We start from the raw sequence: 19,134 nt of genomic DNA on the forward strand, positions 1-19,134 counted from the left end.
TTTTGTCAACTTTAAAATTGTAACAGAGAAAGCGTCATTGATGCTGTGGTAATATCAGGCTAAATACATAAATATCAAACGTATAGATTAGTAAATGTGTTTCAGGGAATAAACTAATTAGTATAAAAGATAGGAGAGATTGGAATGAATACACAAAAAATAAAGGCAGCAGACACAGAAATCAGTTTTTATGATGAGGGAAATGGAAAACCGATTGTCCTTATTCATGGTTTTGCCGGCGGGAAAGAGTATTGGGACAAAGTCCTTCCTGATTTGGCCAAAGAGAACAGGTTGATTGCTTTGGACCTCCCTGGACATGGAGGATCCGGCATGGGGAAGGAAAGTTATTCCATTGAGGATATGGCAGATGTGATAAAAGACTTTCTTGATCATTTAGGGCTTAAGAAAGTAACAATGTTTGGACATTCACTTGGCGGATATATTACTCTTGCTTTTGCCGAGCTTTATCCTCAATACTTAAACGGTTTTTCACTGATCCATTCCACAGGAAATCCTGACACTGACGAAGCTAAAAAAGGCAGGGACACAAATTCGAAAAAAATACTGGAGGAGGGTCCGGGTTCATTTATCGATGGACTATCCAAAAAGCTCTTTTCGCCTGATAACCTTGATTTGAATATGGATGAAATTGCAGAGACAGTCAATATCGGCCTTAAGACTTCTGTAAAGGGGCTTGTGAGTGCACTGACTGCGATGAAAAATAGACCGGACCGGAATTATGTGCTGGAAGAGACCGGGCTTCCGGTGCTGTTGGTTGCTGGTGAACTCGACCAAATCGTTCCACCAGAGAAAACATTTACGGTTGATAGACAAAATATCCAAAAAAACATTATCAGAAACAGCGGACATATGAGCATGTATGAACAGCCCCAGGATCTGGTGAGGGCAATGAACGTATTCCTTGCCAAACTATAAATGCCTATCAGCCTGCCCGTTTAGGACAGGCTTTATCTTTTGTAAACACATAAGAGTTGAATAGCAGGGAGTGTTGGTATTGGTAAAAGAAATCGTCTTAGATGGCTTTCCAATCGAGATCCGTAAATTTGAACATTCACGTGAGCACGGACTTCGCATAGTCTCAGTAGAATTTCCGGTGACTAGTGAAAGGTACCATGATGTGACTACCTTATTATATAAGGGCGAATTTGATATAAATATTTCAGGTTACCCTTCCTTTCGCGGAAAAGTTGTGGAGTACTCTACTTCGGTTACAAATCTGTACGCAAGCGGGCAGGTGGGTCAATTTAAATTAGCATTGATGGAGGTGAAAAACTAAACCATGAAATTAAGCATTCTTGACCAGGCACCAGTCTCAAGTAACCAGACAGCCAGAGAAGCATTGGAGCAATCCGTCCTGCTTGCACAGACAGCAGAGAGGTATGGATATACTCGCTACTGGATTGCTGAGCATCATGATATGACGGGGTTGGCCTGTCCGGCTCCTGAAGTAATGCTCCCTTATATAGGTGCCAGCACAAGCAGGATCCGTATTGGGTCCGGCGCTGTTCTGCTGCCACATTATAAACCGTATAAAGTGGCGGAAATCTACAATATGCTGGCAACCCTATTCCCAGACCGGGTGGATATCGGGATTGGCCGTGCACCAGGCGGCTCTGCGGAAGTAACAAATGCATTATCTGATCATTTCCTCCAGAATGTATGGAATATGCCTGAAACATTGAAGGATTTACTTCATTTTATCCATAATGATCACCCTGGTGGAAGCGAACTCGCTAAAATCAAGGCTGCGCCTCTTCCTGAAATCTCTCCGGAACCATGGCTTTTGGGGACAAGCAAGAAAAGTGCACTGCTGGCTGCAGAGCATGGAATGGCATATGTATTTGGGATGTTTATGAGCGACAAGGATGCCGTGGAAATTGTCAATCTTTACAAAGATTCTTTTCAGCCAGGAAGCATACAATCACCAAAGACAATCTTAGCTGTTTCGGCGATCTGTGCTGAGACGAACGAACAAGCGGAAGAGATTGCTTTAAGTTCCCTGTGCTGGAGTGTCCAGAGGAAAAATGGGGAGGGATTAACTGGGGTGCCATCAATTGCTGAGGCAAAAGATTTTATTCTCTCAGCCACAGAAAAGGAAGAGCTAAGAGCGATGCGAGAAAAGATGATCATTGGAAATCCTGCAGATGTAAAAAATCGACTGCTTGACTTGCAGAAACAAACGAAAACAGATGAAATCATGATTATCACCATTACATATTCTCCACAGGATCGTCTGAATTCTTATCAATTAATTGCAGAAGAGTTATTAGAGTAATTAACTTTTATAGAGTTTTTCTCCTGCAATCAACTGGATAAAAGTGTAATGAACTGATTCATCTTGGGTGAACGGGGCTCGCGAGATCATCTACACTAAAATTCCTCGTGAAGCAGAGAGATAGTTCCCTATTAACAAATTCCCTTTTTAAGGTATAATATTATTTGTGAAACGCTGCATGGCTTGTAATCTAGTACCTTTAGCATGCAGTTAACTGATATAACTTGAAAGAGAGTGGGATTATGGGTCGTAAATGGAACAACATCAAAGAAAAGAAAGCGTCCAAGGATGCTAATACCAGCAGGGTTTATTCTAAATTTGCATTGGAAATATATGTTGCAGCCAGGCAAGGTGAGCCGAATCCAGAATCGAACCAGGCTCTGAAATTCGTTCTTGAGAGAGCGAAAACATATAATGTACCAAGAGTCATTATTGACCGTGCAATTGATAAAGCCAAGGGCGGAGGAGAAGAAAGCTATGATGAGCTTCGTTATGAAGGCTTTGGTCCTAACGGCTCAATGATCATTGTTGATGCACTCACAAACAACGTAAACCGTACTGCTTCCAATGTACGCGCTGCTTTTGGCAAGAACGGCGGCAATATGGGAGTAGCCGGATCGGTTTCCTACATGTTCGATAAAACAGCGGTAATCGGTTTTGAAGGAAAGTCAGCCGATGAAGCATTGGAAATTTTAATGGAAGCTGATGTGGATGCACGTGATATCCTTGAGGAAGAAGATTCAGTCATTATCTATGGCGAGCCTGAACAATTCCATGCTATCCAGGAAGCTTTCAGGAATGCCGGCATTACAGATTTCACTGTTGCCGAATTGACGATGCTTCCACAAAATGATGTCACCCTTGATTCGGACTCACTAGCCCAGTTCGAGAAGCTTGTTGATGCTTTGGAAGATTTAGAGGATGTTCAGCAGGTTTATCATAACGTAGATCTTGATTAATATAAACAACCCATTCCGCTGATGGAATGGGTTGTTTTTGTGTAAAGTTCATCCTGCCTTCTTATGTTTAACAAGTTCCTCAGCCAGTTTCCCAAATAAAGTTAACCGGTACATGCGAAAATCAGCACGCAAAGACCAGACAGGGTGGCCAAAAGTAGCTGGCTTGTTCCCTTCAATAAAAAAATGGCTGAACCACGCGAAAGCATAGGCAGTTACAGGCGCCAGCAAAATCAGCCACAAATTCCTGGTAAAAAGAGCTGCTAAGACAAAAACAAAAACGAAAGTAGTTCCAACAAAGTGCCATGTTCTTGTTGAAGCTTTACTGTGCTGTGATAAGTAAAATGGCCAGAACTCTTCATAATTTTTAAACTCCATCATAAACCTCCAAAAAATAATTACTAATATATTTCTATTTCCGAATGAAAATTCCTCTAAATTTATTGTCCTGATTTCTATGATTGAGTATGTAATTGATAGTCAACACTTAAATCCCTGTAAGTTTAATCCCCCTGATTTTCAGGAATAGACAGATATATTGAAATGACAGGTGGTATACATGATAGATACTTTTATCAGGGACATCTCACGTGAAGAAATCATCAGACTTGCCGTTATTCTGGTGATCATCATTATATTCAATTGGGTTATCAAAAAAGCAGTCCAGTTTTCTGCGGCAAAAAAATCACGCTTTTTTCAACAAGCATTGCCGATCATCGATTCCATGGCAGACTGGATCACCTTTTATGGCATCATTATTTTGTTATTGCTGACCATACCTAAAACTGATTGGCTTTTTTATACGCTATACACTAATGGTAAAATCGATGTCACAATCCTGCTGATTGTCATCGCCTTCTTGATTGTGTCGCTTGCGCACCGACTCGTTAAGTTATTCAATAAATATATTCTGTCATCCGTTTATGACTATTACGGAGTGGACAGGGGCCTTGGCTATACATTTAATCAAATCATCTATTATATCGTCATGTTTGCAGCACTGGCTATAAGTCTTACAAGTGTGGGCATCAACCTGACTGCCATCGGTGCTGTATTTGGTGTTCTTGGCATAGGGATTGGGTTTGGGATGAGGAATGTTGCCGGCAACTTTGTATCAGGTATTATTATTCTTTTTGAAAGACCAATTGAAGTGGGGGAAGTCATTCAAATCAATGATAAAATAGGGCGTGTTGAAAAAATCCGCTTAAGGTCAACAGTAATCCGTACAGCCAAGGAAGGCACATTGATTGTGCCCAATCAGTATTTCATCGAACAAATCATCAAGAACCGCACAAGTGCCAGGATGATGGCCCAGGTTCAGGTCAGCGTGGCGTATGGGACAGATACCCATAAAGTACAGGCTCTTCTCGAAGAGGCCGTAAGGGAAATCAAGGATGGGGAGAAGGGGATTCTGGATCAGCCTGAACCTGATATTCGTTTTATTGATTTTCGCAGTAAGGCTCTGGAATTTCTGATTGAAATTCCGGTTGTGAATTTTGAGATTAAAGAACAAATCGAAAGTAAATTAAGGCATATGATCGCAGCAATTTTCATGGAAAATGAGATCCAGCTGCCGAGTATGACGTTTCAGGTAATTGAAAGTAACTGATCTTTAAATTAAAAGAGACCTCAGACGCAAATAACAAATGATGTAAGGAGAATAAAATATTGTCCGCAAAAAAGAGTTTACCAGGCTGGTAAACTCTTTTTCATTTTCTGTTTATAGAGTTTTTAGTGCTTCTGCAACATCTGTATCACCTGATATTAAATCGAAGGATTTTCTGAATGTGTTTTCCTCATTCAAGCATGACAGGATGGTTCTTGCTACATCAGTTCTAGGGATTGTACCTCTTTCCAGGTTCTCAGCAACCTTTATTTTTCCAGTTCCTGCTTCATTCAGCAATCCGCCCGGCCTGATGATGGTATAATTCAAGCTGCTCTGCAGCAATGCCCGGTCTGCATAGTGTTTTGCAACATAATAAGGTTTGATGGCTTCAGACCAGTTTTCCCGTTTGTGGGCTTGCAGGGCACTGACCATGATAAACCTTTCGATTCCGGCCTGTTCTGCAGCTTCTACCGTCTTAACGGCACCATCCAGGTCAACTAAAAGGGTTTTATCCAATCCTGTATGGCCTCCCGATCCTGCTGCGAACACGACCGCATCACATCCTTTTAATGCAGACGCGATATCCTCAACAGTACCTTCCAGACTGGCGATTGCTGTTTCTACACCTTTTTGTTCAAACTCCTTAGTTTGTTCTGGTTTTCTAAGCATTGCTCTAACTTCATATTCTTTACTTTCATTAAGCAGACCGACAAGCTGTTTGCCAATCTGTCCATTTGCACCTACGACAAGTACTTTCATCAAGTTACCTCCTTGAATAGCAGAATTCGTTTTAATAAAACTTTTGCCTGGTAAAAGCGTCGGCGTACTATGCTTTATTGATGACATTACGGACTGTATTAGTCCACATGTATATAATCTACCCTTTAATCAGGAATGTAAAAGGAATGGGCACTTTTTGATGATAAAGGTTAAATAAGGGGTATTATCACTATTCAATGGGGAATACAAAGAAGGAAACGAAGCAGGAGGGAGATAAGATGGGTGCAATAGAACGAAGCGGCTATGTATTCGAACCTGAATATAGTGTGATCAGCCAGGATGGAGCTATTCATGTTTATTATAAAGGGGCGTTTATCGAGGAAATTACATTTTCTTTTGAAGGTGAAAAACCGGAACCAGATAAGATTGAGAAGTTAGTTGATGATTATTGTGAAAAACATGAACTATGAGGGAAACATCAAGGTATGGAAGATATTCAATATAAAAACAGCTGCCCGGAATTAAAGAGCAGCTGTTTCATTAAAGTTCATAAATTATGCTGTTACATTTTCCTCGATTTCAACCTCTCCTAAGGTTTCCCCTTCAGAGCGTGCGACATACACAGCACAGGCAGCATCCCCGGTAATATTAACTGCTGTCCTGCACATATCAAGGAGACGGTCCACCCCAAGGACTAAAGCGATGGCTTCAACCGGCAAACCGACTGATGTTAATACCATAGACAGCATGATCAATCCTACTCCAGGGACTCCAGCTGTCCCAATGCTTGCCAGTGTTGCAGTCAAAATGACCGTCAATAGCTGGCCAAATCCTAATTCCGCACCATAGACCTGGGCAATAAAGATGGTCGCAACCCCTTGCATGATGGCAGTTCCATCCATATTGATGGTCGCACCTAGCGGCTGAACGAACCCACTGACACTTTTAGAAACCTTTAGGTTGTTTTGCAAGGTTTTCATCGAAATCGGCAGGGTAGCCGCACTGCTTGAAGTGCTGAAGGCAACAATCATAGCAGGGGAGAACTCTTTAAAGAATTTAAGAGGATTCAATTTTCCAAGCATAGATACAGCCGATCCATAGACGATGACCATGTGAAGCAACAATACAAACAGTACCACAAACATGTATTTACCCATGGCTGCAATGGCATCCAGTCCCTGGCTGCCGATTGCTGTAGCAATCAAACCAAAAGCTCCATATGGCGCAAATTTCATGACTGCCTGAACCAAATACATCATGACCTCGTTTGCCTGTTCAACAAGCTTGGTCAACCCGGCAGCTTTTTCGCCAACTCTTGATATTCCAAAACCAATGATAATCGAGAAAGCAATAACCTGAAGCATAGAGCCTTCTACCATTGCACCAAGAGGATTGGCCGGGATAATATTTAACAAAGTTTCAATCACCGGTGGAGCCTGAGCAGCTTCAAAGTTGGCGCCATCCAATTGGAAGCTGCCTGAACCAGGTTGCACAAGCAGAGACATGCCAATCGCCAAAACCAAAGCAATTCCAGTAGTGATTAAAAAGAAAGCAATCGTTTTGCCGCCGATTCTGCCAAGCTTTTTTGGATCACTGATTCCCGCTGTCCCTAGTATTAGTGAAACAATGACAATCGGAACAACAAGCATCTTAATTAAATTGACAAAAATCTTTCCCAGAGGCACAAATAAATAACTATTTACGCTTTCGAAGACACCTGGCAAGGCAAGGTTAAAAATGAGGCCAACAATGATACCAAGCCCCATACCATAAAGGATTTTACGAGTGAGTGACATTCCATCTCCTCCTAATAAAATGTAATAAAAAATGAAAGCGCTTACTAAAATAACTGATAATTATAAATATTTAGTTATATTCAAAGTATGCCTAATCTTTGTATATTTTCCGCTATATTATAAGACTATTTTATTAATGGAATGTGAAAACAGCAGAAGATTTTATATAGTATAATTCGAGTTAACTCGAATTTTTGAACGCAGGGATAACTAATGGATTCACAAGAAAAATGGAATTCAAAATACACGAATCGATTGACTGATAATGCACCACCTGAACCAAATAACAGATTACTAATGATGTCAGGGTATTTAAGCGAAGGGGAAGCGCTCGACATTGCTTGTGGCCTTGGAGGCAACAGCATTTTCCTTGCAGAAATGGGTTATGAAGTGACAGCATTTGATATCTCGGACGTTGCTGTTGACTTTGTTCAAGAGCGGGCAGCTGGCAAAAAGCTGCATATTACGGTTAAAACTGCCGATCTCACGAAAGAAAAATCGGTTTTATCGGGAATGAAATATAATATTGTGGTGTTGACCTATTATTTGGACCGTTCTTTGTTTCCACTGATGAAGGAATTGATCCAAGCAGATGGTTATTTGTTCATAGAAACCTTTTTTCAAAATGGCTCTTCAGGAAACCCGAATATTGCGAATCGATACAAACTGGAATCAAATGAATTGCTGAGAGAATTCAGTGACTGGAGAGTTCTTTATTTTGAGGAAAACGAGCATGAAGGACGTCAGACAATTTTTTGCCAGAAACCAGCAATATAACAATGGCTAAAAATCAAAAAGCAGAAATCAGTTAAATACCTGTTTCTGCTTTTTCAAGGATATAAAGTTAAATAGATTCTGCTATGATTCTCCGTTCCAGTTTTAAGGCAACAAACAAGAAAGAGAACGCGGCAGCCATCCTGAATAGCGAGATGAGATTCATGGCCGCAGCCATGCCAAGTCCATTAAGAAACATGACTCCCACCTGCGGGGCAATGAATCCGACGATTGAAAGCAGGAAGTTATAATTGGCAATATAATTCGTGCGGCCTTTTTCCGGTGATGCCTTAAGGAGCTGGTTGAATAACAGCAGGTTGGTTCCAGATACAAACAAGCCAATCCACAGGTTGATCAAAGTTAAATAAACAAGATTACTTGAAAGTATAGTTAAAGCAGGTGCTGTTGCCATACCTGCTGCGGCGATGAATAATACGAAGCTGTTTCCACGCCGGTCTGCGGCATTTGCCCACCATTTTATACTGATGATTTGTGCCAGCTGGTTAGTAACGGAAAAAAGGCTTAACCATAGTGCCGTCGCGTTTGCCTCTTTAATTTGATAGATACTGAAGAGAGACCATGCCATCTGGGCAGTAAAATTGAACAACAAAGCAGATATGATGAACGCTAAAAACGGTTTGTGCTTATATAGGTCAAGTGACAGCTTCTTTCTTTTTTCTTCTAGTCTCTCTTCATTTTTTATTCTTTCAGGTTCTTTGTGTTTAATAAGAAAAAAAACTTCTGCTGCCGCAAACAGAAAGGCAGCAATAAATAAAAGTTGGTAAGGAAAAGCATTATCTTTATCAAACTGTTGCAAGAAAACTCCGGTACCGAATGTTACAGCCATTGCGGCAATCGTGTTATATCTATTTCGTGAGCTGAAAAATTCTCCTCTCCGCTTTTCGGGTACCAGGTCACCGATCATGGATTGCCATGACAGTCCAGATAACGCACCAGGGAAGTTAAGCAAAGCGATAAGGATCACCAGCGCCCATGCTGCATACGGATTCCCGAGAAATGGAACGAAAAGAATCAAGCTGAATAGTAGGCGGGTAACGAACGTTGAAATGACCGCAAAGTTCTTTTTGCTTTGTACGCGGTTCAGCCAAATGGCCCCCGGAATCAATGCAAGCATTCCTATAATTGAAGGAAGGGAGACAATCAGACCTATCTGCTGGTTTGTGGCTCCAAGAACACTGATGGCGAATAAAGGAATATACCCGTTGACCATATTAGTAGCTGCGGTGGAAGCAAGTCCGTTATAGATGCTCCACTTCTCATTTCCATTAAATTTCAATCTTTTTTCCCCTCTCAAAAAATTCACACGAGATGGATTGTACGATTTTGCTTCTCATTAGGCAATAGAAGCAAGTAAAAACAGTACATTCAGCATACCTTCTCAATAAAGAACAAAACCTCTTTACATAAAGAAATATAAGCATAATTCAAAAAGAGAATGAAACAATGAAGGGATAGAATATAATAAAATATGGTCAATGAGAAAGAGGGAGGTGAGCCATGTTTAATATCCTTTTGTTCACGGATTCCGGGGTGGATGATTCTTTGGCACTGATGTATGCGTTGCTGCATCCTCAGCTCAATGTCGTAGGTGTTGTAACCGGTTATGGAAACATCACAAAGGAACAGGCAATTAATAATACTGCCTATTTATTGCAGCTTGGCGGAAGAGAGGAAATACCAATCATCGCAGGCGCTTCAGGACCATTATCCGGTGAACTGGCAACCTTTTATCCAGAAATCCATGGCCCAGAAGGTCTTGGCCCAATCAGGCCGCCAGAGGATTTGGGAGAGGTAGAGGTATTTGATATTGATAAAATCCTGGATATTGTGAATGAATACCCAGATAATTTAGTGATTGTCGGTGTCGGAAGGCAAACGGAACTGGCTATCCCATTCATCCTATATGGAAAGGATGCTTTCAAAACCGTAAATGCTTTTTACATCATGGGGGGAGCATTCCTTGTTCCCGGAAATGTCACAGCAGAAGCCGAGGCAAATTTTTATGCAGACCCGATTGCGGCCAATCAGGTGCTGGAAAAGGCAAGAAATGTATTCCTGCATCCTTTGAACATTACCAACAAAGCAATTATCCCGCCTGCAGTAATCGACTACCTTGCTGAAAACAGCCATTCCCCTTTCAAAAAGCTCATCAAACCTGTATACGATTATTACTTTGAAGCATATAAAGAGAACGTACCTGGCATACTGGGAGCACCACTGCATGATGTGATCACTTTAAGTGCTCTCGTGAATAAAAACCTCGTCAAATATCTGCCCAGAAGGGTTACCGTCGAATTGTTCGGCCGCGCCAAAGGGAAAAGCATGGCCGACTTCAGACCGAAACCAGCACCTGAACCGGAAGATGACCTGGACTGGATCGGTATGGAGGCAGACATACCAGCTTTCATCGAAGATTTCACCCTTATTTTTATGGGGAGTAAGACAACTAAAGGATAAACCAAAAGAACTCCCTTAGAGTAAAAGGGAGTTCTTTTGCGAGGAATCATAAGCCCTGTTTTACTTCTTTATACTTCCTTGGGCCGGCATTTGAAATGAGGATCACTAGAATGCTGGAGATAATCAATGTTCCATGAAAAATCCAGACCATTTTTGCCAGTGAAAGAGCCTCTAGCAGGATAGGTGCAACCAAAAACCCTAGCGCAAATCCCAGTGATTTCAAAAGCATGCCGACTCCAAATATTCTTCCTCTAATATAATTATCTGTTTGCTGAAGAATGGTAGCATGCAAGGTCGTAAAGCATGCATCAAAGATTCCCGTAAAGAAAGCAAACATCAGTACGACCCAAATATTTATATTCGAGAGAAAGGTTATGAAGCCAGCTGACATCAAGATTGCTGAAACAAAATAGGTACGATACAAGCGATTTCCCTTGATAAAATTCATCCTCGGCAAAAGCATGCTGGCCAATACAGAACCTATTCCCCAGACGCCCCAGATCAGTCCATATATTAAGCTTTGCTTACTGGTAACAATTGCATCAGCCAACAATGGAATTCCCAGGTTATGTGAGGCACCGGCGAATGAACCGACGAGAAATATGATGTTTATGTATAACAACATCGGCACAGATAAAATGAAAGAATATACTTCTTTTAAGTCTTTGCCAATCTGTGATACTTTTTCTTTCACTCCAGACGCTATAAGATCTGTACCGACTGACGCAGTTGTTTGCCATTTCATTTTGATAAGAACGCCTGCTGATAACAGATATGTGGCTGCGTCGATGATTAAGGTAATCTGGTATCCAAGAAAATCGGTTATCATTCCTGCTCCAATGAACCCTAATACGAGACTGATCGATGTCAGTCTTGAAATCAGCGCGTTCGTTTCGAGGACCTTATCCTGGCCGAATATTTGTGGAATTTCGGCACTGTAGCTTACAGCAAAAAAGCTGCTTGTCAAACCGATCAGGAAGCATACAATCAGGATCATAACCGGATTAGGGAAGGGGATTAAGCTAAGAATGATGACTGCCCGAAAAATATCGGTCCAAATCATGATTTTCCTCCGGTCAAAACGGTCTGCAAGGACACCTGAAAATAAGCTCGACAGGACACCGCCTAAGGTCCGGAATGCCATTGTGGCAGCAAGCCAGGCAGGACTTCCAGTTGCAATATACATTAATACATTGATAGCAATTAAATCCATAAAAGTGCCGAGATCCGAAAATGCTTTTACATACAGAAAAACTTTGCGGTTCATTAGAAGTCTCCCTTAACCCGTGCGTGGTAGTAAGTCGCTGTGTTTTATTTTAAGGATTTTGAATTTACTTAGCAATACGAAATTTCAGTTTTTTGTTATAATATGCTTAAAAATAAAGAGGAGAAATTAGATCATGATTCAAAGAGTCAATCAAACCGTTATGCATAGCTATCCAGGGATGGTCGCACTCGTATCGGTGAGCCATAAGGGAGAACACAATATAATGGCAGCTGGCTGGCACACGTATATTTCTTATGATCCGCCAATTTACGGAGTTGCAATCGGCCGTGAGCGTCATTCGTATCAATTGGTAAAAGAGGCCGGAAAATTCGCCATTAATTTTGTCCCATTTGAAAAAGCAGAGCTCATACAACAAGCGGGTGTATATTCTGGATCCGAACACGACAAATTCGAAAAATCGAACATCTGTTTCCACCATGGTTCAGCTACAAATTCACCAGTACTGAAGGATGCTTATATTGCGTATGAGTGTGAAGTGATCGATCGCCATACATATGGGGACCATGACTGGTTTGTGGCAAATATCGTTCGATTTTACCGGGATGATGAGAAATTTCTTGCTAATGGTTTGCCAGATTTCGAGAAGCTATCGATTCCTCTATATATAGGAAGGTCTACATATGCAAAGGTTGATAAAGATACCCAGTTTGTTACACATACAGTAAAAGAATAATGACCATAGGAATGCAGAACTTAACGTTTTAAAAAATAAAGTCCTATTTAATGAGAAAATAAAAAAAGCTTGAGACATTGTCTATTTGAAAACGACTTTGCCCACAAGCTTTTTTTAAATTGACGACATACCCTTCTAAGACTCTCGGCATGATTGCAGACTGCAAAAGCACTTGATGTGCAAAAGTTCTATAACCAAAAAAAGCAACAAGCAAGGCCTGCATAAGCAGGGAAATATATGTCATACCACGCTATTTTTCACACTGTTAGATTCCGACAGATCTGGATCGTTCACAATATTTACAGGAAAGTTTACAGGGGCCAAATCCCCATTTTGCTCTCCAAATCCCTGATTTCGTTTTGTTGACAGAAATACATCTGCCTGTTGGATTGAACCAAAAGAAATCTGTGAAGAACGGTCCATTACGTTGACTTTAATGGCAAATACATTCGTCACTGAAGGTGCGAATATCAAATTATCCCTCCTCTAAAATATCTTTGGCACGTTTGATTCGAAGCTGGATGGCGAATCGATTTGATCCCTGTCGTCAACAAAATTCCGGTTGCCGACAAAAGCACTGCCATCTCCATAGCTCTGCCCATAACCTTGATTTCTTTTGTCCGAATTTTGCCATTCAGCTAGCAGGTTTTGTCCGATATTGACAGCAGAAGCATTTTCGAAGGAATTAATTTTCAAAATAAAAATATTAATATTAACAGCAGGTGTGGCCATGAAGATTCCCCCTTATGAAAATCAATATATGCCCCTGGCTCCAGTATTATGTTTAGGAGGAAGCGCTATGGATTTACACAAATTGAAGGAATGGATGGAAATGGCCCAAAAGGTCCAAGGAGGGGATTTTTGGAACCAGATATTTGATCATGACTATGCCAAGCAATTTATGGCTGATGCTTCAACAGAAAACCCTTCTGAAGGAAAAAAAGAAAATTCTCCTGCTGTTGATTATCCCGCAATTGATATTTTAGAAAGTGATGATCAGGTATTCATCCTAGTTGATATCCCAGGTGTGCAGAAGGAGGATGTCAGGCTTTCTTTACAAGGCGATAGGCTAGTCATCCGATGTATCATCAACTCTCCAGCCTACGGTTTAAAGCCGATTCAGAAGGAGAGGAAGTATGGCAACTTCGAACGGGTATTGAAACTTCCAGAACTGCCAATGGATTATAAATTGAATGCAAAATTCCAAAATGGACTCCTGGAAATCAGCTACTATAAATATTTGAAAAATGAGGAATATATATCAATTGATTAGCTCGTGGCTTTTTTAACAGAATCACTATCAATTAAGTCTCCATCCAGTATAATATTAACTTCCCCTGAAGCCGGTGCCATATCACCAGATTGCTCACCCCACCCATGTGTAAATTTATAATTCATCACTATACGCTGCTGGACCGTTTTTTGTGTGGAAATGGTTCCAGAAGTAAAACTATTCAACTTAAAGCTGCCAATATTAATTTCCGTTGGTTTAAACTTCATAATCTTTCATCCTTTCTGCCAAAGAGTGGTTGTAAATTAAATTACTGAAGGAAACGTGGTGCCGATTTCATGCCTATAAAAAGGTTATTCAATCCAGTTGATAAAGATGTAAACATAGAGAACCTGATTAAGAAAGTTGATATCCTCGATTCACAAGTAAAAAAACTCAAGACGGTTGATCTGCATTTTAAAAGAATCTTAGAGATGGAAAAAACACTTAAGCTTTATGAGTTAAAAGAAAAAGATAAACAAAACCAGGACTGGACAGCAGCCAAAACGGGGAAGTCTGGCAAAAATACAGATCATCATTCTGATAAAATCCAAAAAGACAATCAAAACAAGCCAGTTTACCGATCAGTGGATGGTGAAAATCGAAAAATATCCGCTTCCTCAGAATGGACAAGGATAGAGGAGATGGAACAGAGAATTAAGCGTCTTGAAGAAGCAGTGGTCAAACATCAGGATTTGCAGCTGGTGAAACATGAAGTACAAAACATTGAACGTGAAAATATAGCAAAATGGTTTACACAGCTTATATACCAGGAATTAGAGCCCTACAAACAGCAACTGAAGATATGGAACGATAAAGTATCCCAGCTTGAAATGTATTTTGATGAATTAAAAAAAGAATTTTCAATGATAAAAGAGAACCACAAAACAGCTGATGAAAACAAAAACACAGAATCTACTTTTTCAAAAGAACCCAATCCTGAAAAAGGTCCATCATCGGTTATTTATCAAGAAATCAAAATTGAGAAAGTTTATCTCGATAAGTATGAGCTAAACAATAACTTTGCCCAGCTTGGGATTAAAGAACTTGGCGGTCAGCTGAACATAGGCGCGACTTATGGAAGCGGGGCCATTCCTGAGGAAGTTATCGAGCAAGGTAAAGAAGCAAAGGAGTCAATGCAGGAAATGAAGGAAGAATTTGAGGCTGAAAGGGATTTAGCAAAGGAAGATAGCAATCCTAAAGATGACGAACTCTAATTGGGTTATGACAGGCTGTAATTTTAAAATATAATTCGAAAAAAACTTTTGAAGGAAACCATCAACCATTCACATGAATCTCCCCTATGGGTGGGCTTTTTTATTTGCAAAAAAATTTCCCAACATCCGTTTACAGAAAAAATTACATATCTGGAAGGTTTTAGCATTTATTTAGTCGAAAGAATAGCAAGGGGGTAAGGACAGGTGAGGACAATGTCGAGTATTGTCCGGTTTTGTCATATTAAAAATATTACAGAATAAGGGGTTGGGAAGTAAAATGAAAGTAATGAAGGTCTTGCTTAGTCTCGTATTGGTATTGAGCATATTCGCAAGTGCCGGCTCTATTAAAACGGAAGCCGCTGCCAGAACTTTGTACGTTCCAATTTACAATCAGCAAGAGGATAATTGGTGCTGGGTGGCTACGGCACAATCGATTGTATATTACCACACGGGAGATAGACAGACTACCCAATGTACATTTTTTAAATGGGGGAAGGCAACCACCACTTGTTACGATGCTACGGGTTCATTGGAATTAGAAACTACACGCATCCTGTCTAAGGCATATTTTGCAGCCACTGGATACACAGTTGGCGACATTGTGAGTTACTCCGTAGTTAAAAGTCAGGTTGAAAAACAACAGCCAATGCTGACCAGGATTGTTTGGTCAAGTGGTGCTACAGTCGGTCATCAGGCGGTCATATACGGTTATGATGACAACGGCACCGGCTCGGACTATATAACATGGTCGGATGTCGGCACATCGGGTACTACCCCGAGAAAAACTACCTACAAATATTTCGTGAGTAATGCAACCTTCTCTTGGGATGACACCAGGGTAGGAATGTACGACTAAAAAGGGGGATTCACAATGAAGAAACTGATGATGGTTTGCACTTTATTATTAAGCATTTTATTTACTTCTTTTCATGCGAGCGCTGCGGAAACCGAAATTCCTAAAGGTGCCCAAGATTTTGCAGACACTCATTTCAAGAACATTGTTTTGGACACAGTAAAAGGCGATACGCCGGGAAGTTTCAATTTTACTCCATCCGAAAACATCACATTCGGCCCACTGCTGAAAATCTATGTGATGGGTAAGGATTTCTATGTCGGCAAGAAAAAAGGAAGCGAAGGCATCGTGGATGCCAACGAATATATCTCTGTCGTATACCAGGATGGAAAGCCTGTCAACGCAATCTCTACATACTTAAATGAGGCAGGGGCCTATGATCTGGCAATATTCGGCTATCCATACGAGGATGTAAAGGAATTGGCGAAAATCAAGGAAAACGAAAGCCTCCTTTATAATATGGAAAACGAACTATGGTTTGTTTATAACGGGAAAAAGGTAAAGGGTTTAAATAAGGCAGGCAAAGACCTCCTTAAGACACAGGAGAAATCCATTGAAGATTATCAGTCTGTCATAGTTGATATGTATGAGGGAAAGGTCGGCACAGATACAGGCCAAGATGGTGCAAAGGGCAGCATACTGGCGCAGTATAATCCGGAAAACAACAATCTCTTATATACACTTTACGGTGCTGTTGCGGTACTCGGTGCTGCATGTGCTTATCTTGTGATTAAAAACCGAAAGTTGAAAGCAGTTAAATAAGCAATGGAATGAAAAGCCTGTCCAATGGATGGGCTTTTCTTTTTTATTCCCTGGAAGGAGAGAAGGATTTGTCAATTTAATTTAGCAACAAAAGAACTATACTGCATGGATAAGACCGTATTTTTCACGTACTTTCAATTATTACTTTCGGTTTCTTTTGTCAAAATAATGATTCCTTTTCAGTACCAGTTCTTGGATGAACCGGCGGACTGTCGAAGGATTGAAATCCTCGATTTTGCTGCGAACGGTTACGGTTATGCTGTTTTAAAAATTCCTCGAACAATCAATAGATCGAGTTCATAACTAGTGATGGTATTCATGGAAAAGTTCCGTTCGACTTGCAGGTACATTTAAAATTCATCACGAGCTTCAGTGACCATCATAAAAAGACCTCCTGGAATTTTAATGTGAACAAGAAACAAATTGTTGGCTGAAACGAAAGAATTATCGTCCAAAACATGAAACGATAACCTTACGAAAGGAGAGGAATGATTATGAGGAACAAAGAGGGACGTAGTTCAACATATGCATTATTACAGGAACTTAAAGGGATAAGCCCCCATACAACAATGAGTTATTTCTAGTTTACATAACATAAATTCTCGGAAGTTCCATGTATAATCTAGAATCTTATCTCAATACCTAAGTATACTCAAATCAGTGAGACAGAATCAAAAATTGTTTAACTTTGTCTTTAAGATTTCATTAGACAAAATTAATAATACTGTTTATGGATTTTGAAATAATTGTAGGTTCGTCGTATTTAACACGTCAAAAGTTATCCTTAGCAATTTAGATACAATCTTTTTGCCTGATCTCTATCAGATATCAAATCGGTTTTATTATTAATAATTGCATATTTCATTTACTCTAAAAAATTTCAGATTCTAATCTGTAATCTTAACGCTTTTCAATTTCAAAGACAAATTAAAAAGCTAATACTTCTCATTAATCCAGATAACAACAAAATCTCAGAAACATCCTACATCAATAACTGTAAGTTTACATAATATTATTATGTAATAAAAGGCTGTCTATTCCCTTTCGTTTAAAACACGAAACACAGGCCTAAACCTGTGTTTCTGTTACTCTTTTGCTATTCACCTTGTTTAAATAGAGTCTTGGTGTTCCGTAATAAGCGATTTCATTGAACTCTGGGAAACTGGATGCGAACCGAACGTAGATTGGCGCATCCAGCAGCAATGGATGATAGGTAAAAAAGCTCCTGTCGCCATAAATCATCGCCGTAAATGCTAAATCCAATTCTCGTTTGAAAATCATATACCGGATCCGGGACATATTCTTGTCATATTCCCCATTGCTGACGTATACATTTGCATACAGAATATACTCACCATTAATGGTTACCCAGTCTGCCAATACTTCATCCCGCATTTTATAGTTGATGGCCTGGTAATCAAAAACATTCCCAATCGCTAAAAACAACTCACCGGTTAAATCAGAGTGTGTTAAAGTATATTTCCTGCTGTCTATGGGCCTGTAAGCTGTTGCTGGTGGAATAAAGTTGACAGTCAATTTCTCTGGCTTGAATTTGCTCATGGCAGAAGGCTCCTTCCTGAAAAAGAATCCTTTTCCAATAGCGTATGCCAGATAGTATTCATTCGTGACATTTGCCTATTTTAATGCTCTTTGAGATTGATTACCTCCGCTTTTATTAGTTTCCACTTTCCCTTTTCGTATAACCATGTTGATTCCATATTTGCGATTCCATCGGCGTTGTATGCTCCATTTATTCGCTGACTGCCGATTAACCCATATTGTCCAGCCTTGACTATTATGTGCTTTAAAGTTCCGAACGGAAGAACCATCAATTCAGTCGGTTCATTCAACTTCCCATCATGATATAGGCCAAGCCTGTCATAATCCGCTTTCCTGGCACTTAAATCAAAACTGTATGACTGGCCTGTTTGCTCTATACGTGCAGAGGCTTTATAGCCGTCTTCAAATTGGCTGCTGACAGACAAAGGTTCCGGTACAGTCAGATTGACAACCTGAAAATCTTTTAAAGTATATAAATAAAAATTAGAGAGACCTCCGCTTCCACCAGTAGGTACGCTGATGAAAATATCTTTAACAGAATCGTGATTAAGATCTTTATATTCAGTAGAAGGTTCGTATCCCCCTTCGAGATCAATCTTGTATGTTTTCCCATTAGACGCTTTAATCTTTAAATAAATCTCCTTAAGGAACTGTGTACCTTCTTCGAATGGCACACCTTTTACATAAATTATATCCTTCTTTCCATCACCTGTGATATCGACCTTTTCTTCCGATACTGTCACGGTTGGGCTCTCCCTGGAATCACCTGCATACGCACCGGTGAGAGCAGTCAACGACATAAAAAAGAATGCGGTGAATGTAATCAGTAGTTCCTTTTTCATTATGCATCCCTCCTATATAGTTAATATCTCTAAATATGGAAAA

23 protein-coding genes are annotated in these 19,134 nt (G+C 40.2%); 13 read left to right on the top strand and 10 right to left on the bottom strand.

Annotated features, from left to right (window positions below; genetic code table 11):
- Window positions 1-144: 144 nt before the first annotated feature.
- The 4 genes from M3593_RS00510 (at window position 145) to M3593_RS00525 (ending at window position 3,255) form a co-directional block, all read left to right on the top strand.
- Entirely contained in the window at window positions 145-936 is a 792-nt protein-coding gene (locus M3593_RS00510; RefSeq protein ID WP_251540162.1) for an alpha/beta fold hydrolase, read from the top strand.
- Between the two features lie 79 nt (window positions 937-1,015).
- Complete coding sequence (locus M3593_RS00515) at window positions 1,016-1,297, top strand: DUF3219 family protein (protein ID WP_251540163.1); 282 nt, start codon at window positions 1,016-1,018, stop codon at window positions 1,295-1,297.
- A 3-nt stretch (window positions 1,298-1,300) separates the two neighbouring features.
- A complete protein-coding gene (locus M3593_RS00520) occupies window positions 1,301-2,296 on the top strand; it encodes an LLM class flavin-dependent oxidoreductase (protein WP_251540165.1) in 996 nt (331 codons plus the stop codon).
- 242 nt (window positions 2,297-2,538) lie between these two features.
- Window positions 2,539-3,255: a YebC/PmpR family DNA-binding transcriptional regulator gene (locus tag M3593_RS00525; RefSeq protein WP_144481093.1), complete on the top strand. Its 717-nt coding sequence runs from the start codon at window positions 2,539-2,541 to the stop codon at window positions 3,253-3,255.
- A 48-nt stretch (window positions 3,256-3,303) separates the two neighbouring features.
- Here M3593_RS00525 and M3593_RS00530 read toward each other — a convergent pair whose 3' ends face one another.
- The gene (locus M3593_RS00530) at window positions 3,304-3,630 is read right to left on the bottom strand and encodes an Mpo1-like protein (protein WP_251541213.1); all 327 of its coding nucleotides are present in this window, start codon (window positions 3,628-3,630) and stop codon (window positions 3,304-3,306) included.
- A 181-nt stretch (window positions 3,631-3,811) separates the two neighbouring features.
- Here M3593_RS00530 and M3593_RS00535 point away from each other — a divergent pair, with 181 nt between their 5' ends.
- Window positions 3,812-4,861 (top strand): mechanosensitive ion channel family protein, encoded by a 1,050-nt coding sequence (locus M3593_RS00535; RefSeq protein WP_251540166.1) that lies wholly within the window; start codon window positions 3,812-3,814, stop codon window positions 4,859-4,861.
- A 111-nt stretch (window positions 4,862-4,972) separates the two neighbouring features.
- On the opposite strand, the gene M3593_RS00540 is transcribed toward M3593_RS00535, so the two are convergent.
- Entirely contained in the window at window positions 4,973-5,617 is a 645-nt protein-coding gene (locus tag M3593_RS00540) for an SDR family oxidoreductase (protein ID WP_251540167.1), read from the bottom strand.
- A gap of 239 nt (window positions 5,618-5,856) precedes the next feature.
- On the opposite strand from M3593_RS00540, the gene M3593_RS00545 reads away from it, so the two are divergent.
- Window positions 5,857-6,048: a YbxH family protein gene (locus tag M3593_RS00545; protein WP_144481098.1), complete on the top strand. Its 192-nt coding sequence runs from the start codon at window positions 5,857-5,859 to the stop codon at window positions 6,046-6,048.
- A gap of 84 nt (window positions 6,049-6,132) precedes the next feature.
- Here M3593_RS00545 and M3593_RS00550 read toward each other — a convergent pair whose 3' ends face one another.
- Complete coding sequence (locus tag M3593_RS00550) at window positions 6,133-7,374, bottom strand: dicarboxylate/amino acid:cation symporter (RefSeq protein ID WP_251540169.1); 1,242 nt, start codon at window positions 7,372-7,374, stop codon at window positions 6,133-6,135.
- Between the two features lie 213 nt (window positions 7,375-7,587).
- Between M3593_RS00550 and M3593_RS00555 the strand changes: the two genes are divergently transcribed.
- Window positions 7,588-8,151, top strand: coding sequence for a class I SAM-dependent methyltransferase (locus M3593_RS00555; protein WP_144481102.1), 564 nt, complete (start codon window positions 7,588-7,590; stop codon window positions 8,149-8,151).
- 67 nt (window positions 8,152-8,218) lie between these two features.
- On the opposite strand, the gene M3593_RS00560 is transcribed toward M3593_RS00555, so the two are convergent.
- Window positions 8,219-9,445: an MFS transporter gene (locus M3593_RS00560; RefSeq protein WP_251540172.1), complete on the bottom strand. Its 1,227-nt coding sequence runs from the start codon at window positions 9,443-9,445 to the stop codon at window positions 8,219-8,221.
- Window positions 9,446-9,666: 221 nt separating this feature from the next.
- On the opposite strand from M3593_RS00560, the gene M3593_RS00565 reads away from it, so the two are divergent.
- On the top strand, window positions 9,667-10,626 hold the full coding sequence (locus tag M3593_RS00565) for a nucleoside hydrolase (protein WP_251540174.1): 960 nt from the start codon (window positions 9,667-9,669) through the stop codon (window positions 10,624-10,626).
- 46 nt (window positions 10,627-10,672) lie between these two features.
- On the opposite strand, the gene M3593_RS00570 is transcribed toward M3593_RS00565, so the two are convergent.
- A complete protein-coding gene (locus M3593_RS00570) occupies window positions 10,673-11,893 on the bottom strand; it encodes an MFS transporter (RefSeq protein ID WP_251540175.1) in 1,221 nt (406 codons plus the stop codon).
- Window positions 11,894-12,026: 133 nt separating this feature from the next.
- Between M3593_RS00570 and M3593_RS00575 the strand changes: the two genes are divergently transcribed.
- Complete coding sequence (locus M3593_RS00575; protein WP_251540177.1) at window positions 12,027-12,587, top strand: flavin reductase family protein; 561 nt, start codon at window positions 12,027-12,029, stop codon at window positions 12,585-12,587.
- Between the two features lie 240 nt (window positions 12,588-12,827).
- Here the strand turns inward: M3593_RS00575 and M3593_RS00580 are convergent, their stop codons facing one another.
- Together M3593_RS00580 and M3593_RS00585 are read right to left on the bottom strand one after the other, a co-directional pair.
- Window positions 12,828-13,061 (bottom strand): hypothetical protein, encoded by a 234-nt coding sequence (locus M3593_RS00580; protein WP_144481110.1) that lies wholly within the window; start codon window positions 13,059-13,061, stop codon window positions 12,828-12,830.
- A 12-nt stretch (window positions 13,062-13,073) separates the two neighbouring features.
- Window positions 13,074-13,319 (bottom strand): hypothetical protein, encoded by a 246-nt coding sequence (locus M3593_RS00585; protein WP_285847867.1) that lies wholly within the window; start codon window positions 13,317-13,319, stop codon window positions 13,074-13,076.
- A gap of 67 nt (window positions 13,320-13,386) precedes the next feature.
- On the opposite strand from M3593_RS00585, the gene M3593_RS00590 reads away from it, so the two are divergent.
- Window positions 13,387-13,860 (top strand): Hsp20/alpha crystallin family protein, encoded by a 474-nt coding sequence (locus M3593_RS00590; protein ID WP_186326885.1) that lies wholly within the window; start codon window positions 13,387-13,389, stop codon window positions 13,858-13,860.
- Here M3593_RS00590 and M3593_RS00595 read toward each other — a convergent pair.
- On the bottom strand, window positions 13,857-14,087 hold the full coding sequence (locus tag M3593_RS00595) for a hypothetical protein (protein WP_251540179.1): 231 nt from the start codon (window positions 14,085-14,087) through the stop codon (window positions 13,857-13,859). The two genes, M3593_RS00590 and M3593_RS00595, sit on opposite strands and share 4 nt — an antisense overlap.
- A gap of 69 nt (window positions 14,088-14,156) precedes the next feature.
- Here M3593_RS00595 and M3593_RS00600 point away from each other — a divergent pair, with 69 nt between their 5' ends.
- From M3593_RS00600 to M3593_RS00610, 3 genes are all read left to right on the top strand, one after another.
- Window positions 14,157-15,074, top strand: a complete 918-nt coding sequence (locus tag M3593_RS00600; RefSeq protein ID WP_251540181.1) for a hypothetical protein — start codon at window positions 14,157-14,159, stop codon at window positions 15,072-15,074.
- Between the two features lie 277 nt (window positions 15,075-15,351).
- Entirely contained in the window at window positions 15,352-15,930 is a 579-nt protein-coding gene (locus M3593_RS00605; RefSeq protein WP_144481118.1) for a C39 family peptidase, read from the top strand.
- A gap of 15 nt (window positions 15,931-15,945) precedes the next feature.
- A complete protein-coding gene (locus tag M3593_RS00610; RefSeq protein WP_144481120.1) occupies window positions 15,946-16,689 on the top strand; it encodes a hypothetical protein in 744 nt (247 codons plus the stop codon).
- 1,068 nt (window positions 16,690-17,757) lie between these two features.
- On the opposite strand, the gene M3593_RS00615 is transcribed toward M3593_RS00610, so the two are convergent.
- Window positions 17,758-18,249: a staygreen family protein gene (locus M3593_RS00615; protein WP_251540183.1), complete on the bottom strand. Its 492-nt coding sequence runs from the start codon at window positions 18,247-18,249 to the stop codon at window positions 17,758-17,760.
- 80 nt (window positions 18,250-18,329) lie between these two features.
- Window positions 18,330-19,091, bottom strand: coding sequence for a hypothetical protein (locus M3593_RS00620; RefSeq protein ID WP_251540185.1), 762 nt, complete (start codon window positions 19,089-19,091; stop codon window positions 18,330-18,332).
- Window positions 19,092-19,134 lie beyond the last annotated feature (43 nt).

This window comes from Mesobacillus sp. MER 48, from assembly GCF_023714225.1.
Classification (GTDB): Bacteria; Bacillota; Bacilli; order Bacillales; family Cytobacillaceae; genus Mesobacillus; species Mesobacillus oceanisediminis_A.

What these genes read in the sequence shown, in the direction of transcription:
- M3593_RS00510 (WP_251540162.1), top strand. Translation starts at nt 145, where the DNA reads ATGAATACACAAAAAATAAAGGCAGCAGACACAGAAATCAGTTTTTAT.
- M3593_RS00520 (WP_251540165.1), top strand. Translation starts at nt 1,301, where the DNA reads ATGAAATTAAGCATTCTTGACCAGGCACCAGTCTCAAGTAACCAGACA.
- M3593_RS00525 (WP_144481093.1), top strand. Translation starts at nt 2,539, where the DNA reads ATGGGTCGTAAATGGAACAACATCAAAGAAAAGAAAGCGTCCAAGGAT.
- M3593_RS00530 (WP_251541213.1), bottom strand. Translation starts at nt 3,630, where the DNA reads ATGGAGTTTAAAAATTATGAAGAGTTCTGGCCATTTTACTTATCACAG.
- M3593_RS00535 (WP_251540166.1), top strand. Translation starts at nt 3,812, where the DNA reads ATGATAGATACTTTTATCAGGGACATCTCACGTGAAGAAATCATCAGA.
- M3593_RS00540 (WP_251540167.1), bottom strand. Translation starts at nt 5,617, where the DNA reads ATGAAAGTACTTGTCGTAGGTGCAAATGGACAGATTGGCAAACAGCTT.
- M3593_RS00545 (WP_144481098.1), top strand. Translation starts at nt 5,857, where the DNA reads ATGGGTGCAATAGAACGAAGCGGCTATGTATTCGAACCTGAATATAGT.
- M3593_RS00550 (WP_251540169.1), bottom strand. Translation starts at nt 7,374, where the DNA reads ATGTCACTCACTCGTAAAATCCTTTATGGTATGGGGCTTGGTATCATT.
- M3593_RS00555 (WP_144481102.1), top strand. Translation starts at nt 7,588, where the DNA reads ATGGATTCACAAGAAAAATGGAATTCAAAATACACGAATCGATTGACT.
- M3593_RS00565 (WP_251540174.1), top strand. Translation starts at nt 9,667, where the DNA reads ATGTTTAATATCCTTTTGTTCACGGATTCCGGGGTGGATGATTCTTTG.
- M3593_RS00570 (WP_251540175.1), bottom strand. Translation starts at nt 11,893, where the DNA reads ATGAACCGCAAAGTTTTTCTGTATGTAAAAGCATTTTCGGATCTCGGC.
- M3593_RS00575 (WP_251540177.1), top strand. Translation starts at nt 12,027, where the DNA reads ATGATTCAAAGAGTCAATCAAACCGTTATGCATAGCTATCCAGGGATG.
- M3593_RS00585 (WP_285847867.1), bottom strand. Translation starts at nt 13,319, where the DNA reads ATGGCCACACCTGCTGTTAATATTAATATTTTTATTTTGAAAATTAAT.
- M3593_RS00590 (WP_186326885.1), top strand. Translation starts at nt 13,387, where the DNA reads ATGGATTTACACAAATTGAAGGAATGGATGGAAATGGCCCAAAAGGTC.
- M3593_RS00595 (WP_251540179.1), bottom strand. Translation starts at nt 14,087, where the DNA reads ATGAAGTTTAAACCAACGGAAATTAATATTGGCAGCTTTAAGTTGAAT.
- M3593_RS00600 (WP_251540181.1), top strand. Translation starts at nt 14,157, where the DNA reads ATGCCTATAAAAAGGTTATTCAATCCAGTTGATAAAGATGTAAACATA.
- M3593_RS00605 (WP_144481118.1), top strand. Translation starts at nt 15,352, where the DNA reads ATGAAAGTAATGAAGGTCTTGCTTAGTCTCGTATTGGTATTGAGCATA.
- M3593_RS00610 (WP_144481120.1), top strand. Translation starts at nt 15,946, where the DNA reads ATGAAGAAACTGATGATGGTTTGCACTTTATTATTAAGCATTTTATTT.
- M3593_RS00615 (WP_251540183.1), bottom strand. Translation starts at nt 18,249, where the DNA reads ATGAGCAAATTCAAGCCAGAGAAATTGACTGTCAACTTTATTCCACCA.
- M3593_RS00620 (WP_251540185.1), bottom strand. Translation starts at nt 19,091, where the DNA reads ATGAAAAAGGAACTACTGATTACATTCACCGCATTCTTTTTTATGTCG.